Annotated in this window: 13 protein-coding genes; 8 read left to right on the forward strand and 5 right to left on the reverse strand. The window is 68.4% G+C overall.

The genetic code is table 11. The features are described from left to right. The first annotated feature begins 9 nt into the window (after positions 1 to 9). The 5 genes from O5O43_RS13580 (at position 10) to O5O43_RS13600 (ending at position 7033) form a co-directional block, all read left to right on the forward strand. Positions 10 to 798 carry a potassium channel family protein gene (locus O5O43_RS13580; RefSeq protein WP_271084429.1) on the forward strand — a complete coding sequence of 263 codons (789 nt, stop codon included), beginning with the start codon at positions 10 to 12 and terminating at the stop codon, positions 796 to 798. Between the two features lie 104 nt (positions 799 to 902). Then, entirely contained in the window at positions 903 to 3083 is a 2181-nt protein-coding gene (locus O5O43_RS13585; RefSeq protein WP_271084430.1) for a prolyl oligopeptidase family serine peptidase, read from the forward strand. 65 nt (positions 3084 to 3148) lie between these two features. Continuing rightward, positions 3149 to 5305: a prolyl oligopeptidase family serine peptidase gene (locus tag O5O43_RS13590; protein WP_271084431.1), complete on the forward strand. Its 2157-nt coding sequence runs from the start codon at positions 3149 to 3151 to the stop codon at positions 5303 to 5305. 162 nt (positions 5306 to 5467) lie between these two features. Next, the gene (locus O5O43_RS13595; protein ID WP_271084432.1) at positions 5468 to 6214 is read left to right on the forward strand and encodes a DUF1223 domain-containing protein; all 747 of its coding nucleotides are present in this window, start codon (positions 5468 to 5470) and stop codon (positions 6212 to 6214) included. Between the two features lie 129 nt (positions 6215 to 6343). Beyond that, on the forward strand, positions 6344 to 7033 hold the full coding sequence (locus O5O43_RS13600) for a hypothetical protein (protein ID WP_271084433.1): 690 nt from the start codon (positions 6344 to 6346) through the stop codon (positions 7031 to 7033). 54 nt (positions 7034 to 7087) lie between these two features. Here O5O43_RS13600 and O5O43_RS13605 read toward each other — a convergent pair whose 3' ends face one another. Further along, positions 7088 to 8164, reverse strand: a complete 1077-nt coding sequence (locus O5O43_RS13605) for a phosphotransferase family protein (RefSeq protein WP_271084434.1) — start codon at positions 8162 to 8164, stop codon at positions 7088 to 7090. After that, on the reverse strand, positions 8161 to 9654 hold the full coding sequence (gene glpK, locus O5O43_RS13610; RefSeq protein ID WP_271084435.1) for a glycerol kinase GlpK: 1494 nt from the start codon (positions 9652 to 9654) through the stop codon (positions 8161 to 8163). Before glpK ends, O5O43_RS13605 begins: the two co-directional genes overlap by 4 nt. A gap of 61 nt (positions 9655 to 9715) precedes the next feature. On the opposite strand from glpK, the gene O5O43_RS13615 reads away from it, so the two are divergent. Genes O5O43_RS13615 through O5O43_RS13625 form a run of 3 tightly spaced genes read left to right on the forward strand, consistent with a single transcriptional unit; the run spans position 9716 to position 12889 of the window. Next, on the forward strand, positions 9716 to 10720 hold the full coding sequence (locus tag O5O43_RS13615) for a threonine/serine dehydratase (protein WP_271084436.1): 1005 nt from the start codon (positions 9716 to 9718) through the stop codon (positions 10718 to 10720). Further along, entirely contained in the window at positions 10717 to 11172 is a 456-nt protein-coding gene (locus O5O43_RS13620) for a MaoC family dehydratase (RefSeq protein WP_271084437.1), read from the forward strand. Before O5O43_RS13615 ends, O5O43_RS13620 begins: the two co-directional genes overlap by 4 nt. A gap of 58 nt (positions 11173 to 11230) precedes the next feature. After that, positions 11231 to 12889, forward strand: coding sequence for an MHYT domain-containing protein (locus tag O5O43_RS13625; RefSeq protein ID WP_271084438.1), 1659 nt, complete (start codon positions 11231 to 11233; stop codon positions 12887 to 12889). Here the strand turns inward: O5O43_RS13625 and O5O43_RS13630 are convergent. From O5O43_RS13630 to O5O43_RS13640, 3 genes are read right to left on the reverse strand one after another with little or no spacing between them, the layout of a single operon-like run. Next, complete coding sequence (locus O5O43_RS13630; RefSeq protein WP_271084439.1) at positions 12882 to 13466, reverse strand: GNAT family protein; 585 nt, start codon at positions 13464 to 13466, stop codon at positions 12882 to 12884. The two genes, O5O43_RS13625 and O5O43_RS13630, sit on opposite strands and share 8 nt — an antisense overlap. Beyond that, positions 13463 to 14401, reverse strand: a complete 939-nt coding sequence (locus O5O43_RS13635) for a Gfo/Idh/MocA family oxidoreductase (protein ID WP_271084440.1) — start codon at positions 14399 to 14401, stop codon at positions 13463 to 13465. Before O5O43_RS13635 ends, O5O43_RS13630 begins: the two co-directional genes overlap by 4 nt. Positions 14402 to 14405: 4 nt before the next feature. Beyond that, positions 14406 to 15566: a DegT/DnrJ/EryC1/StrS aminotransferase family protein gene (locus tag O5O43_RS13640; protein WP_271084441.1), complete on the reverse strand. Its 1161-nt coding sequence runs from the start codon at positions 15564 to 15566 to the stop codon at positions 14406 to 14408. Positions 15567 to 15735 lie beyond the last annotated feature (169 nt).

Genomic DNA, 15735 nt, shown 5'->3' on the forward strand with positions numbered 1-15735 from the left:
TTCGTGGGCATGCCGTCGTCGCCCGTCCGCCATCGTCATTCGCTTCGGGCGCGCTTTCGCTTTCTCTATCACGGCAACACGACCACGGCCGTCCGCTTTCGGCTGGCGGTCATCGCCATCGACCTGGCCATCATCGCCTTCTTCGTCGCCGCGCCGATCCTGAAGGACTACGGTCGGACCTTCTTCGTCTTGGACTACTGTATCGCGGCCCTCCTGGCGGCCGACCTGATCGCGCGGATCACGGCCTTCTCGGACTGGAAGGACTGGTTCCGACGACCGATCAACTGGATCGACCTGATCGTCCTGGCCTCGCTGCTCCTGCCTGCCTGGGCCATCAACCTCGGCTTCCTCAGGATCCTGCGCCTGTGGACCCTGCTGAACTCCGACCTGTTCTGGCGGACCGTGGGTCGCAAGTTCGACGATACGCGGGTCGAGGAAGTCACCCGCGCCGTCGGCAATCTGGTCACCTTCGTCTTCGTGGTGACAGGCTTTGTCTACACCGTCTTCCGGGGCCGGCATGACGGCATCACCGGGTATGTCGACGCGCTTTATTTTACAGTCGCGACCCTGACCACGACAGGGTTCGGCGACATCACCCTGCCGGGCGTCTGGGGTCGATTGCTGTCCATCGCCGTCATGCTGGTGGGCATCACCCTGTTCGTGCGGCTAGGCCAGAGCCTGCTGAAGCCGCGGAAGGTCAACTTCGCCTGCCCGACCTGCGCCCTGCAGAAGCACGACCCCGATGCCGTCCACTGCAAGGCCTGCGGGACCGTCCTGGCCATCCCCGACGACGGTTGAGCCGCCCCCGCCCCGCCCCATGTGACAAAACGGTAAGGTTCCCCGCCTTGCCGCCATCCCCCTCGCGACTAAGGTGCGCCGTCCCTGTTTCGGAGCGTCCCCGCATGCGTCGTCCGCTGAGCCTCACGGCCGCCCTCCTCGCCTCCACGATTCTCGGAGCCCCCGCCCTGGCCCAAACCGCGCACACCCCGCCCAACCCGCCCCTCGTCGAAGGCGGCTTCGCCACCACCGACGCGACCGACCCCTACCTGTGGCTGGAAGAGGTCGACGGCGAGCGCGCCATGGCCTGGGTCAACGAGCACAACACCCGCTCCCTAGGCGTGCTTCAGGGCGATCCTCGCTACGAGGGCCTGCACGAACAGGCCCTGGCCATCGTCCAGGCGCGCGACCGCATCCCCTCGCCCGGCTTCACCCATGACGGCCACATCGACAACTTCTGGCAGGACGCCAGCCATGTGCGCGGCATCTGGCGTCGCACGACGCTGGACAGCTACCGCACCGACAATCCCGAGTGGCAGACCATCCTCGACATCGACGCCCTGTCGACGGCCGAGGGCAAGAACTGGGTCTACAAGGGCGCGTCCTGCCTGCCGCCGGACGAGCGCCTGTGCCTGATCTCCCTGTCGGACGGCGGCAAGGACGCCGTCGTGGTCCGCGAGTACGACACCGTCGCCCGCGCCTTCGTGCAGGGCGGTTTCGAACTGCCGGAATCCAAGGGCGGCGCGACCTGGGTCGATGCCGATACCCTTCTGATCTCGCGCGACTTCGGTCCGGGCACCCTGACCTCCTCGGGCTATCCGATGATCGTCAAACGGCTGAAGCGCGGCCAGTCGATCGATCAGGCCGAGACCCTCTTCACCGGCCAGCCGTCGGACGTCTCGGTCAGCGGCAGTACCCTGCGCGACGCCGACGGCTTGATTCAGGCGGTGCTCATCAATCGGGGCGTCAGCTTCTACGAGAGCGAAACCCATCTGCTGACGCCGACCGGTACGACCGTGCAGTTGCCCTTGCCGGCCAAGTCGGACATTGACGCCCTTGTCCAGGGTCAGCTGGTTGTGACGATCAAGCAGGATTGGACGGCCCCGTCGGGCCAGGCCTTCCAGACCGGCGATGTGGTGGCTTGGCCGCTGACCGATTGGCTGATCGACCCGGCAACCCAAGCGCAGTTGATCATTCGCCCGGGTGCCCGCGAGTCGGTCGAGAGCATCACCGCCACCCGCAACAAGCTGGTCGTGGCCCTGTACGAGAACGTGCGCGGCGCGGCCTATGTCTATACGCCGAACCCGTCCGGCGAGTGGGCCCGCGCTCGTCTGGACCTGCCCGAGAACTCGACCGTCGGTCTCGGCTCGGCCTCGGAGCAGGACGACCGCATCTTCGTCAGCGTCGCCGGCTATCTGTCGCCCTCGACCCTGTCGCTGGTCGACGCCGCGACCGGCCAGTTGGCCCAGGTCAAGACGATCCCGCCCAAGTTCGACGCCTCGGGCATGACTGTCGAACAGCACGAGGCCCGCTCGGCCGACGGCACCATGATCCCCTATTTCGTGGTGCATAAGACGGACATGCCGCTCGACGGCTCCAACGCCACGCTTCTGTACGGCTACGGCGGCTTCCAGGTGTCGCAACTGCCCGGCTATTCGCCCACGGTCGGCAAGCTCTGGCTGGAGCGCGGCGGCGTCTATGTCGTCGCCAATGTGCGGGGCGGCGGTGAGTTCGGCCCCAATTGGCACGAGGCGGCCCTGCAGCAGAACCGGCAGCGCGCGCATGAGGACTTCCAGGCCGTGGCCTCGGACCTGATCGCCCGCAACATCACCTCCCAGCCCCACCTCGGCGTCATGGGCGGGTCGCAGGGCGGCCTGTTCATGGGGGCGATGCTGACCCAGCGTCCGGACCTGATCAACGCGGCGGTCATCCAGGTGCCCCTTTTCGACATGTTCCGCTTCCACCGCCTGCTCGCTGGCGCATCGTGGCGGGCGGAGTACGGCGACCCGGACATCCCGGAACAGCGCGCCTGGATCGGCGAATACTCGCCCTATCAGAACCTGCGCGCGGGCCAGCCCTATCCTGAGGTCTTCATCCACACCTCGACCAAGGACGACCGCGTCCACCCGGGCCACGCCCGCAAGGCGGCGGCACGGCTGGAGGAACTGGGCTATCCGGTCCTGTTCTACGAGAACACCGACGGCGGCCACGCGGCCGGCGCCAACCTGCGCGAAACGGCCCGCCGCATCGCGCTGGAATACACTTATCTGACCCGCCGCCTCATGGATGTCCCGGCGGAGGAGTAGGTTCCGGCTATCCCGTGTCCCCGCGAAAGCGGGACACAGTGTTCTCGCGAAGTAAGGTCGTTTCCATGCTGCGTTCCCTCATGCTCGGCGTCGCCGCCGTCGCCATCTCCGCCCCCGCCTTCGCCCAGTCAGCGCCGCCCCACTTCCCCGCCGACCTGACCCCGGCCGGCGTGCGCGCCGCCGACGATCATCTGGCGCTGGAGGAGGTGGAGGGTGCGGAGGCCATGGCCTTCGTCCGCGCCGAGAACGAGCGGTCGTTGGCGGCCCTGACCGGCGACCGCCGCTACGAGACCTTCCGGTCCGAGGCCTTCGACATCCTGTCGTCCACCGCCCGCATCCCCGGCCCCAGCTTCCTCGGATCGGGCATCGGAAACTTCTGGCAGGACGCGGCCAATCCGAAGGGCGTCTGGCGCCGCACGACGCTGGACAGCTACCGCACCGATGCGCCGGAGTGGGAGACCCTCATCGACATCGACGCCCTGTCGCGCGCCGAGGGCAAGGATTGGGTCTGGAAGGGCGCCGACTGCCTGCCGCCCGATGAGGCGCGCTGCCTGATCTCCCTGTCTGAGGGCGGCAAGGACGCCGTCGTTGTTCGTGAGTTCGACACCACCACCAAGTCGTTCGTCGACGGCGGCTTCGTCCTGCCCGAGGGCAAGCACCGGCTGGAGTGGTTCGACGTCGACACCCTCTTGGTCGCCACCGATTTCGGCCCCGGCACGATGACCGAGAGCGGCTATCCCTTCATCGTCAAGCGCCTGAAGCGCGGCCAGGCCCTGGCCGATGCGACCGAACTCTATCGCGGCGACATCTCCGACGGCGGCTATGGCGTCAGCCCCTCGGTCTTCCGTGACGGCTCGGGCGCGGTCCTGGCCACCATCGTCAACCGTCCGCTCGACACCTATCGCTCCGAGACCTGGCGTCTGAACGGCGGGGTAGTGACGCGGCTGAACGTGCCCGAGAAGGTGTCGGTCCATGGCGTCATGCAGGGGCGGCTGGTGTTCACGGCCGAACAGGCCTGGCGCTGGAACACCCAGGAGATCGCCCCCGGGACCCTGATGGCCGTCGAACTGCCCCTGCTGGAGCCCGGCCATGACACGGTGATCTCCAACGCCGCGACCACGGTCTTGCGGCCGACCGATCGCCAGTCGATCGACGGGGTCGCCGTCTTCGACGACCGTATCGTCGTCAATGTCCTCGACAACGTTCGCGGCAGTCTCGCGGTCTTCAACAATCGGGGCGAGTTCGGCTGGCCCCGCACCGACATCGCCGTGCCCGAGAATGTCGCCGTGAGCCTGGGCGACCGCAGCCGGGGCTCGGGCCGTCTCTTCTATTCGGTCCAAGGCTTCCTGACCCCCCCGACCTTGTCGCTGGCCAACATCGAGACCGCCGCCAGCGAGGCGATCAAGGCCGGCCCCGCCCTGTTCGACGCCTCGACCCATGTCGTCGAACAGTTCGAGGCCACGTCCACCGACGGAACGAAGATCCCCTACTTCCTCGTCCGCCCGAAGAACGCGCCCATGGACGGATCGACCCCGACCATCATGTTCGGCTACGGCGGCTTCCAGGTCTCCTATCCGCCCGCCTACAAACCCGAGATGGGCAAGCTGTGGCTCGAGAACGGCGGCGCATACGTCGTCGCCAACATCCGGGGGGGCGGCGAGTTCGGCCCGGCCTGGCACCAGGCGGCCCTGCGTGAGAACCGCCAACGCGCCTTCGACGACTTCGCCTCGGTCGCCCGCGATCTGGAACAGCGCGGCGTCACCTCGCCGCGTCGCCTCGGCATCTATGGCCGCTCCAACGGCGGGGTCCTGACCTCGGTCTCCATCACCCAGCATCCGGAACTCTACAACGCAGCCGTGATCGAAAGCCCCCTCATCGACATGCTGCGCTATCAGGACCTGCCGGCCGGGGCGTCGTGGATTGGCGAGTACGGCGACCCGCGCATCCCCGACGACGCCGCCTTCATCAGCCGCTACTCGGCCTATCAGCTGCTGCGTCCGGAGGCGGAGTATCCGCGCCTCTACATCACCACCAACACCCGCGACGACCGCGTCCACCCCGGCCATGCCCGCAAGTTCGCCGCGCGCCTGGCCGATCAGGGCCACGACCACCTCTATTACGAGGAGACTTCGGGCGGTCACTCCAACGACGCCGACCCGGTCGCCAACGCGCGGCGGTGGGCGCGGCATTATGTGTACCTCTCGCAGCAGCTGATGGACTGAGGCATCGGACACGTCGCCGCCACACGTGGGGAGGCGGCTCGGAGGCGAAGCCGGAGAGACGGGGGGTCTTGCCGCACGAAGAACCCCTCCGTAACGGCCCCAATCGGCCTTCACGCGAATATGAGAGGCGGCGTCGCGCCGACCCCGCTACGAGTCCTGCTCATGAATCTTCGGGGCATCATCATCGCGGGCGTGGCCGCCCTCGGCCTGTTCGGCGCGGTCGGTTCGACCGCCCAGCCGGCCGGCCCGCGCCCTGTCCGCCTGTCGGCCACGACGGATGAGCCGGTGGTGGTCGAGCTCTTCACCGCCCAGGGCTGTTCCGGCTGTCCCGCCGCCAACGAGGTCGTCGAGGGCCTGGCCGAGGAGCCCGGCATCATCGCCCTGACCTACGCCGTCGACTATTGGGATTACCTCGGCTGGCCCGACACCTTCGCCAAGCCCGAGTTCGCCCAGCGTCAGCGCGCCTATCAGACGGCCATGCGCCTCAGGAATGTCTACACGCCCCAGGTCATCATCGACGGCCGTCGCCAGCTTTCGGGCGCGGAAGGGTCGGCCATTCAGGTCGCCGTCGACGAGGAGGCCGCCCGCCGCATCTTCCCGCCCCAGGTCCAGTTTCGCGAGAGCGGCGACGCCGTCGGCGTCGGCTCCGGTCGCGCCCCTTCGGGCGGCGCCGACGTCTGGGCCGTTTCCTATCGCCCGGGAACCCAGACCGTGACCGTGGCCGGGGGCGACAATCGCGGCCGCGCCGTGCGCCACGTCAACGTGGTCCGGAGCCTGACCCGGCTCGGCGAATGGACGGGCCGGCCGATCCTGCTGGACCTGCCCCAGGCCGCCGATCCCGCCGACAAGGTGGTGGTGATGGTCCAGTCACGCGCCGACCGCCGCATCCTCAGCGCCGCCACGCGCTAGACCGTCTCAAGACTGAGACGCGCCGACCCTTGGCGCCCCAGTCAGTTTCGGTCACTGTCCGCGCGGATTTGATCGTCGCTAATGGCGATCCGTCGCCCTGTTCGGGTGACGCTCTTTGGGGGAGCGAGGATGGTTGAGCGCGCGGTTCGGGTCGTCGGGGGACGGACCCCCAAGGCCGCCGCGCTCGCCGTCGCCGTCCTGGCCATAGGCCTGACGGCTGCGCCGGCTGGATCGCAGACCCGGCCGGCGCCTCCGCCTCCCAATCCCGACATGGAAGCCCGCGCCATCACCCAGATGGTCACCGCCGCCGAGGTCGCCGCCTGGGCGCGCGAGCGGCGCGACGCCCGCGCCATGCTGGTCGCCGCCCGCATGCTGGGCGACATCCGCACCCGGCGCGAGAACGGCGACGAACCCTTCCTGACCACGGCCGCCCTGCTGGACGAGGCCGAGAGCTTCGCCGGCGGCGACCGCGACCTCTTGGACCAGATCTCCATGGAGCGGTCCCCGGACAAGGGTGTTCGCGCCTCGCCCTTCGGCGCCGGTCCCATCGTCGTTGTGCGCCGCCTGCGCGCGCGCGAGACCTACAGCTTCACCATCGAGGCGCGCCGCAGCGAGGTTCTGCGCGTGGCCGCCATTGGCGACGGGGACACCAATATCGACCTCGCCCTGCGCGACCAGAACGGCGCCGTCATCTGCGCCGACGGCTCGCGCGACCACTACCCGGTCTGCACCGTCGCCCGCCCCCGGAGCGGGCCCATCCGCGTCGAGATCGTCAACCGCGGCGAGGTCTGGTCGCGGGTGCAGATCCTTACAAACTAAGGGCGCTGACGCGCGCCGGCTCGTGGCTTGAGTGCGGTTGTGCGCGAGCGGGGACTAAGCCCCCGCCTTGGTCCCGAACATCATGGCCGCCCTGGCCAGCGGAACGACCTGTTTCGCCGTCTCCACCGCATGGGCCGAGGCCGCCGTGCCGTCGCGCACCCGTCCAGCGATGCCCTGACAGATCGCGGCCAGCCGGAACAGGTTGTAGGCCATCAGCCAGTCGAGGTTCTCCGGCTCCTTCCGACCCGTGCGGGCCGCATAGCGTTCGACGGTCTCCTCAATGGTGGGAATGCCCAGGGCCTTCAGGTCCAGCCCGGCCAGACCGTTCCGCACCGTCGGGGGCAGGACCCAACCGATCAGCAGATAGGAGAAGTCCGCCATGGGGTCGCCCAGGGTCGACAGTTCCCAGTCCAGCACGGCCCGAACCTTGGGCCGGTCCGGCGCCATGATCATGTTGTCGAGGCGGAAGTCGCCGTGGACGATGCTGGTCGGTCCCTCGGCCGGCAGGCTCTGGGGCAGGAAGGCGATCAGCCGGTCCATCTCCGGAATGGGGTCGATCTCGGAGGCCTTGTACTGCTTGGTCCAGCGTCCGACCTGACGCGCGAAATAGTTGCCCGGCTTGCCGTACTGCGCCAGGCCGATGGCCGCCGGATCGAACCGGTGCAGATCGGCCAGGGCATCCGTCTGGGCCTCGAAGATGGCGCGGCGTTCGGCCGGCTCCATCCCCGGCAGCCTCAGGTCCCACAGGACCCGGCCATCGACCTTGTCCATAACGTAGAACATCGAGCCGATGACGGCATCGTCCGTGCACAGAGCATAGGGCTTTGCAACCGGATAGCCCTGTTTCGATAGGGCCGAGATCACCGTGAACTCCCGGTCCACCGCATGGGCCGAGGGCAGCAACACGCCCGGCGGCTTGCGACGCAACACATAGGCGGCCTTCGGCGTCGTCAGCTCATAGGTCGGGTTCGACTGACCGCCCTTGAATTGGCGGATCGTCAGCGGCCCGGCATAGCCTTCGACGTTCGCCGCCAACCAGGCGTCGAGCGCGCCCTCGTCGAGCCGGTAGCGGGGATCGACCTCCCGGGTTCCGGAGAAGGCGGCCTGCGGATCGTTCGAGCTGTCGGTCATTGCGCGGCGACAATGGCGGCCTTCACCGCACGGCGCCAGCCCCCCAGCAGAGCTTCCCGCTGCTCGCCCGACATCCTCGGCTTCCACACCGCCGGCGCTTCCTCGTTCCTCGGCTCCAGATCGTCGATCAGCCCGACGCCCAGGGCAGCCAGACGCGCCGCGCCCAAGGCCGTCATCTCCTGGAAGGCCGGCCGCTCGACCGTGACCTCGCAGATGTCGGCGACGAACTGCATGGCGAAGGCGTTGGCCGTCACGCCCCCATCCACCTTGAGCACGCTGAACCGGGGCGCGCCGTCCTTGGCGAGCGCATCCAGCAGGTCCCGCGTCTGATAGGCCAGGGCCTCCAGCGCCGCCCGGACGAAGTGGGCGGGCTTGGTATCGCGCGTCAGGCCGATCACCGCGCCCCGCGCATCCGGCTCCCACCAAGGCGCCCCCAGACCCGTGAAGCCGGGAACCAGATAGACGCCGCCGTTGTCCTTCAGCCCCTGCGCCACGGCTTCCGACTGCCGGCTGTCGGAGATCATCCCGACCCCGTCCCTCAACCACTGGATCGCCGACCCGGCCGAGAAGATCGACCCCTCCAGCGCATAGGCGACCGTTTCGCCGACCTGATAGCCGAGCGTGCCCAGCAACCGGCTCGACGACGCCACCGGCTCGGCCCCCACGTTGGCCACCAGAAACGCCCCGGTGCCGTAGGTGATCTTGGCGTCCCCGGACTTCAGCGCCCCGTGCCCGACGAGGGCCGCCTGCTGGTCCCCCGCCGACCCCGCGATGGGAAGCCCCCGCCCGAACAGGCTCGGATCGCTCTCGCCCGAGACCTCAGCACAGCCGACGATCCGGGGCAGGGCGGCCTTCGGAACCCTGAACAACTCACACAGATCGTCGCGCCATTCGCGCGCCTTCAGGTCCATCAGCGACGTCCGACTGCCGTTCGTCGCGTCGGTCACATGGCTGGCCCCGTTCGTCAGCTTCCAGACCAGCCAGCTGTCGATGGTCCCCAGCTTCACCTCGCCGCGCTCCGCCCGCTCCCGCGCCCCCGGAACCTTGTCGAGCAGCCAGGCGAATTTCGTCGCCGAGAAATAGGGATCGAGGATCAGGCCCGTCGCCGCCTGCACCATCGCCTCATGCCCCTCGGCCGCCAGCCGGGAGGACACGTCGGCCGTGCGCCGGTCCTGCCAGACGATGGCCTTGTGCAGCGGCTCGCCGGTGGCGGCGTCCCAGATCACCGAGGTCTCCCTCTGGTTGGTGATGCCGATGGCGGAGAACCGGCCGACGCCGCCGGCCGTCCGGATCACCTCGCGACAGGTCTGGACCGTCGCTGTCCAGATCTCGGCGGCGTCGTGTTCGACCCAGCCCGAATGGGGAAAATGCTGTTCCAGCTCGATCTGGCTGACCGCCAGAGGATGCAGCCCCCGATCCTCCCTCAGCTCGAAGGCGATGGCCCGCGTCGAGGTCGTGCCCTGGTCGATGGCGAGGATGCAGGTCGTCATGAGCGCTTCCATTGTTTTCGCCATCTTACGCGGACGAACGGGATCGGGTTAAGTGCCTGCCATGGCTTCCCGCATCGCTTCCTACGAAGGCGTCCTCGACGCCGCCCGCCAGATCGCCCCGGCGGCGGTCCGCACCCCCCTGATTGAAAGCCCGGCCCTGAACGAACGGGTCGGCGGCCGGGTCCTGCTCAAGGCCGAGACGATGCAGGTCGCGGGCGCATTCAAATTCCGGGGCGCCTACAACCGGATCAGCCGCTTTACCGCCGACGAGCTGAAGGCGGGCGTCGTCGCCTTCTCGTCCGGCAACCATGCGCAGGGCGTAGCGGCGGCGGCGAAACTGATGGGCACGCGCGCCGTCATCGTCATGCCGGCCGACAGTCCCGCCATCAAGATCGCCGGGGTGAAGTCGTTCGGCGGCGAGGTCCGCCTCTACAACCGCTGGACCGAGAGCCGCGAGGAGATCGGCGCGGCGGTGGCGAAAGAGCGCGGCTCCGTCCTCGTCCCCCCGTTCGACGATCCGTATGTCATTGAGGGCCAGGGGACGTCCGCGCTGGAGCTTCTGGACCAGGCCAACGCGCCGATCGACCAGCTCCTCTGCCCCTGCTCCGGCGGCGGCCTGATGGCCGGGGTCGACCTCGTCTTCGAGGCGCGCAGCCCTCAGACGAGGATGTGGGCCGTGGAGCCCGAGGCCTATGACGACACGGCCCGGTCGCTGGCCGCCGGCGAACGGATGACCCATCCGTCCGGTCCGCCTTCGATCTGCGACGCGCTCCAGACCCCCATCCCGGGCGTCCTGACCTTCCCGATCAACCAGCGGGTCCTGTCCGGCGCGCTGTCGATCACGGACATGCAGGCCGCCGAGGCTGTCGCCTACGCCTTCCGCACCCTTAAGCTGGTGGTCGAGCCGGGCGGCGCCGCCGGACTCGCGGCGCTTCTGGCTGGCAAGCTCGACACCCGGGGAAAGACCACCGCCGTCATCCTGTCTGGGGGCAATATCGACCCCGGCCTGTTCGCCGAGATCATCGAAGGCCGGTTCGCCCCGGCCGCCCAAGGAGCCGCCGCATGACCAAGCCCGCAGACCTGCAATCGCTGATCGGAACCGAGATCGGCGTCTCGAGGTGGATCCTGGTCGATCAGGCCCGGATCGACGCCTTCGCCGAGATCACCGAGGACCGCCAGTTCATCCACATCGATCCGGTGGCGGCGAAACAGACCCCCTTCGGCGGCACGATCGCCCATGGCTTCCTGACCCTCAGCCTCGCCTCGGCCATGAGCTACGACGCCGTGGCTCCGCTGGACGGGGTGGCGATGGGCGTCAACTACGGCTTCGACAAGGTTCGCTTCCTCGCCCCCGTCCCAGCCGGCTCGAACATCCGCGGGCGCTTCAAGCTGCTGTCGGCCGACGACAAGGGCGGGGGCCGCTGGCTTCTCAAGCACGAACTGACCGTCGAGATCGAGGGCTCCGACAAGCCCGCCCTGATCGCCGAATGGCTGGGCATGCAGATGGTCGGCGGGTGACGCTGGACGGCCGATCGTTCTCTGTGAATAGTTTGTCCTCCTCCTGACGAGACTCGCCTTGCATCACCACGGCACGGTCTTTCTGCTTCTGGCTTATGCGGTCGCGGTCCTCGCGGGCTGGACGGCGCTCGACCTGTTCCAGCGGCTGAAGGGACGCGAGGGGCGGGATCGCGCACCCTGGCTCGGGGCGGCGGCGCTCGCCATGGGCGGCGGGATCTGGTCGATGCATTTCATCGCCATGCTCGGCTTCGATCCGGGCGCACCCGTGAGCTATGATCCCGGCCTGACCCTACTGTCGTTCCTGCTCGCGGTGGCAGGGACGGCCGGGGCCTTCTTCGCCGCCTCTCGAGAGCGTCTCGGCCGGGGCCGCATCCCGGTTGCGGGCGCCGCCATGGGTTTGGCCATCGCGGCGATGCACTATGTCGGCATGGCGGCGATGCGCACGACGGCAGCGGTGGGCTGGCGCGTCGATCTGGTCGTCGCCTCGGTGCTAATCGCCATCGCCGCCTCGGTCGCCGCCCTGTGGGCCTCGCGGCAAGAGACCTCCATCCCCTGGCGCGCCGCCGCCGCCGCCAGTCTCGGTATTGCGGTCGTCGGCATGCACTACACCGGCATGGCCGCGCTCGACCTGGCGCCGGTCACCCATGCCATGGCCGAGGGCGGCGCCCCGCCCCTGGCCCTGGCCGTCAGCATCGCCGCCGTCACCGCGGTCATCCTGTTCATGGCCCTGGCCGCCTCCATGGCGGACGAGCGTTCACGGCTGGTGTCGACACTGGCGGCGGCCGGCGTCGGCTATTGGGAGGTCAACCTCAAGGATCGCAGCTTCACCCTGTCGCCCCGTGCCCGGGAGTTGATCGCCATGCCCAAGGATCGACCGGACGGCGACGTCATGAACCCCGTCTGGGTCGAGAACGACGACCATCTGGCCCGCCGCCGCGCCGCTCTGGAGGCCGCCATCGCGGGCGAAGCGGAGTACGACGTCGAATACCCGATCGCCGGAACCGACCGCTGGGTCCAGTCGCGCGGCAGCCTGGTCCGTTCCCGCTCCGGCCGTCCGCTCAAACTGGCGGGCGTGGTCTCCGACATCACCGACCGGCACCGTGCGTTCGAAGCCCTGGAGACCAGCGAGCGCCGCCAGAAGTTGCTCATCAACGAGCTGAACCACCGGGTGAAGAACACCCTCGCCACCCTCCAGTCGATCGCGACGCTCACCGCGCGCCGGGCGTCCTCCGTGGAGGAGTTCTCCGCCCTGTTCGAGGCCCGCCTGATGGCGCTGTCCGAAACCCACAACCTCCTGACCGCCTCGGGTTGGGAGCAGGCGACGCTCGTGGATCTGCTCACCAAGGAGTTGCGGCCCTACGCGCCCGACCAGTTCCGCCTGACCGGCCCCGACGTGCTGTTCGACGCGTCCCAGGCCCTGGCTATGGGGATGATCGCCCACGAACTGGCCACCAACGCCGCCAAGCATGGCGCGCTCAGCACCCCCGACGGCTGCGTGACCGTGTCCTGGTCGGACGCCGATGCCGACGGGAGCCACACCCTCGAGTGGCTCGAGGCCGACGGCCCGCCCGTCTCCGCGCCCAGCCGGACCGGCTTTGGGTCCCGGCTCATCGCGACCAGCCTCAAAGGCGACCTTAAGGGCGAGGCCGACCTCGACTACGCCCCGGATGGTTTGCGAGCGCGACTGGTCTTTCGGCCTCGAAAGACCGTCAGCTGAACGCCGCCAGCCGGTCGTCCAGCCCTGCGCGCACCACCGGCCATTCCTCGGCCAGGATGGAGAAGATCACCGAGCTTCTCACCCGCCCGGTCCAGGTGATCTTGTCGTCGCGCATCACGCCCTCGCGCATCGCGCCCAGTTTCGTCATCGCCGCCTGGCTGCGCTGGTTCAGCTGGTCGACTTGAAACACCACGCGGTGGGCGCCGCTGGAAAAGGCGTGGTCCAACAACAGCCGCTTGGCCGCCGGATTGACCACGCCGCCGCGCGCCGACGGCCGGTAGTAGGTGGTGCCGATCTCGACCGACCGGTTCTCCGGCTGGATGAAGATATAGGTCGAACAGCCGACCAACTCGCCGTCCCGGATCACCGCGAACGGAACCCGCGTCCCCGCCGCCTGCTGCGCCCGCAGGTTGGCCCAGCCGCCATCGAACTGCTCGCCGCCCAGAGAGGCGTAGTAGAGCGTCGGCCACAGCTCCGGATCCTCGTCGCAGACCGCACGCAACGCCTCGCGGTGCCGTTCCTCGATCGGCTCCAGCCGGACGAAGTCGTTTTCGAGAACCTCGGAGGTGAGGTTCATTCCCCCAGACACCTCAGGGCGACCTCGAGGTTGCGCATACCGTCTTCACCCGTGACCGCCGGCGTCTCGCCGGTGCGGATGGCGTGGGCGAAGGCTTCGAGCTCCTTCTTCAGCGGCTCGTTCGGCCAGCTCATGACGCCGCGCGTGGAGTAGGAGCCGTCTGGCTGCTGGCCGAAATATTCGGTGACCTGACGCGTCATCAGGTCGGCGACCACGAATTTCGAACCCGTGGCGACCTGAAGCGTGCGGGTCTTGTAGGGCGTCACCCAGTTGGTGGTGATGTGGGCGATCACTCCGTTTTCCAGCCGGAACTGAAGCAAGGCCGTATCCTCGCGATCCGCCTTGGTCCGGGCCAGCTGCGGCTGAACCTCGGCGATTTCGGAGCCCGTCAGGTGGCGGATGATGTCGATGTCGTGCACAGCCAGGTCGATGACCACGCCCACCTCGCCCATGCGCGGCGGGAAGGGGCCGACGCGGGTGATCTGGATGGAGATGACGTCCTCGCCCTCGATGGCGCGCTTGACCGCCTCCACCGCCGGATTGAAACGCTCGACCTGACCGACCATCAAGACGCGGTCGTTGGCCTTGGCGGCGTCGATCATTCGCTGGGCGTCGGCCACGGTCGCGGCGATGGGCTTCTCGACCAGCACATGGACCCCGGCCTCCAGAAGCGCGACGCCCAGGTCGGCGTGGTGGCGGTTCGGGGTGGCGATCACGGCGGCTTCCAGCCCGCCCGCGACGAAGTTTGCGGCGGTCGTCACCGGCGACGCGCCATAGGCGGCGGCGACCCCCTTGGCCACCACGGTGTCAGGATCGAACACCAGGGCGAGGTCGATCTCGCGCATTTCCGACAGGACGCGGGCGTGGTTGCGGCCCATGACGCCGGCGCCGGCGACGCCGGTGCGGATCGGGTCGTGCAGGTGGGTCGGGTTCATGGGCTTACCCCTTGTAGCTGGCGACAGCGGAGACGATCCGGTCCTGGGTCGCCTCGTCCAGATCGGAGTGCATCGGCAGGCTGATGACCGTCTTCATCTTGGCCTCGGTTACCGGCAGACCCTGCGGCCCGCGCGGATGCATGCCATAGGCCGGCTGCAGGTGCAGCGGGATCGGATAGTAGACCGCCGACGGCACGCCCTGTTCACGCAGATGGGCGCCCAGGCCGTCCCGGTCCGGATGCTCGATCGTATACTGCGCCCAGTTGGAGACATTGCCGGCCGGCGTCTGCGGCACGGACGTCACGTGCGGCGCCAGAAGTTCGTTGTAGCGAGCCGCGATCCGGTTCCGCCAAACGATCTCCTCGGGGAAGACCTTCAGCTTCTCGATCAGAACGGCGGCCTGGACCGTGTCCAGACGCGAGTTCATCCCGACCCGCATGTTCAGATATTTGGTCTCGTGCTCGAAGGTCCGGCCGACCAGATCCTGACTGACGGCCTTGCCGTGCACCCGGAAGCTGTCGATCAGCTCGGCCAGGGCGTCGTCATTGGTCAGCACCGCCCCGCCGTCGCCGTAGCAGCCCAGCGGCTTGGCCGGGAAGAAGCTGGTCGTGGTCGCATCGGCCCACTTCAGCGGATGCTCGCCGTCGATGGTGCAGCCGAACCCCTGCGCCGAATCCGAGATCAGCTTCAGCCCGTGCCTGTCGCAGATCGCCTTGATGGCCGGATAGTCGGCCGGCTGGCCGAACAGGTCGACGGCGATCACGACCTTCGGCTTCAGTTTGCCTTCGGCCAGCGTCGCCTCGATGGCCGCTTCCAGATGGCCGGGGTCCATGTTGTAGGTCGCGGCGTCGATGTCGATGAAGACCGGCGTCGCCCCGGTCCACGGCACGATCTCGGCCGTGGCGCAGAAAGTGAAGCTCGGCACGAAGACCGCGTCGCCCGCGCCCACGCCCCAGGCCTTCAGAGGCAGGACCAGGGCGTCCGTCCCGTTGCCGCAACCCAGCGCATGTTTCGCCTCGCCGAACGCCGCCAGCGCCTGTTCGAACTCGCGCACCGGCGGACCCATGACATAGGCCCCGCTCTCGACAGCGGCCATCATGGCGGCCTCGATCTTGCCGCCCAGACGGCGGCGCTGGGCCTGCAGGTCGATGAAGGCGATGCTCATGGGGGAACCTTTCTCGAATCAGGGCGGCGCACATCCCGGATCAGGGGCGGCCTTCGAAGGTGGCCGCCGTCTAACCCGAGCGACCCTGCAAAGCCAAACCGAACAGGGTCACTTCGCGTTGCGCCTTGCAACGCAGGCTTCTATCCCATCGTCGTCCGAATCCGGAGCC

The organism is Brevundimonas sp. NIBR11 (genome assembly GCF_027912535.1).
In the GTDB taxonomy this organism is placed as follows: domain Bacteria; phylum Pseudomonadota; class Alphaproteobacteria; order Caulobacterales; family Caulobacteraceae; genus Brevundimonas.

What these genes read in the sequence shown, in the direction of transcription:
- O5O43_RS13595 (WP_271084432.1), top strand. Translation starts at nt 5,468, where the DNA reads ATGAATCTTCGGGGCATCATCATCGCGGGCGTGGCCGCCCTCGGCCTG.
- O5O43_RS13600 (WP_271084433.1), top strand. Translation starts at nt 6,344, where the DNA reads ATGGTTGAGCGCGCGGTTCGGGTCGTCGGGGGACGGACCCCCAAGGCC.
- O5O43_RS13630 (WP_271084439.1), bottom strand. Translation starts at nt 13,466, where the DNA reads ATGAACCTCACCTCCGAGGTTCTCGAAAACGACTTCGTCCGGCTGGAG.
- glpK (WP_271084435.1), bottom strand. Translation starts at nt 9,654, where the DNA reads ATGACGACCTGCATCCTCGCCATCGACCAGGGCACGACCTCGACGCGG.
- O5O43_RS13615 (WP_271084436.1), top strand. Translation starts at nt 9,716, where the DNA reads ATGGCTTCCCGCATCGCTTCCTACGAAGGCGTCCTCGACGCCGCCCGC.
- O5O43_RS13605 (WP_271084434.1), bottom strand. Translation starts at nt 8,164, where the DNA reads ATGACCGACAGCTCGAACGATCCGCAGGCCGCCTTCTCCGGAACCCGG.
- O5O43_RS13585 (WP_271084430.1), top strand. Translation starts at nt 903, where the DNA reads ATGCGTCGTCCGCTGAGCCTCACGGCCGCCCTCCTCGCCTCCACGATT.
- O5O43_RS13620 (WP_271084437.1), top strand. Translation starts at nt 10,717, where the DNA reads ATGACCAAGCCCGCAGACCTGCAATCGCTGATCGGAACCGAGATCGGC.
- O5O43_RS13580 (WP_271084429.1), top strand. Translation starts at nt 10, where the DNA reads ATGCCGTCGTCGCCCGTCCGCCATCGTCATTCGCTTCGGGCGCGCTTT.
- O5O43_RS13635 (WP_271084440.1), bottom strand. Translation starts at nt 14,401, where the DNA reads ATGAACCCGACCCACCTGCACGACCCGATCCGCACCGGCGTCGCCGGC.
- O5O43_RS13590 (WP_271084431.1), top strand. Translation starts at nt 3,149, where the DNA reads ATGCTGCGTTCCCTCATGCTCGGCGTCGCCGCCGTCGCCATCTCCGCC.
- O5O43_RS13640 (WP_271084441.1), bottom strand. Translation starts at nt 15,566, where the DNA reads ATGAGCATCGCCTTCATCGACCTGCAGGCCCAGCGCCGCCGTCTGGGC.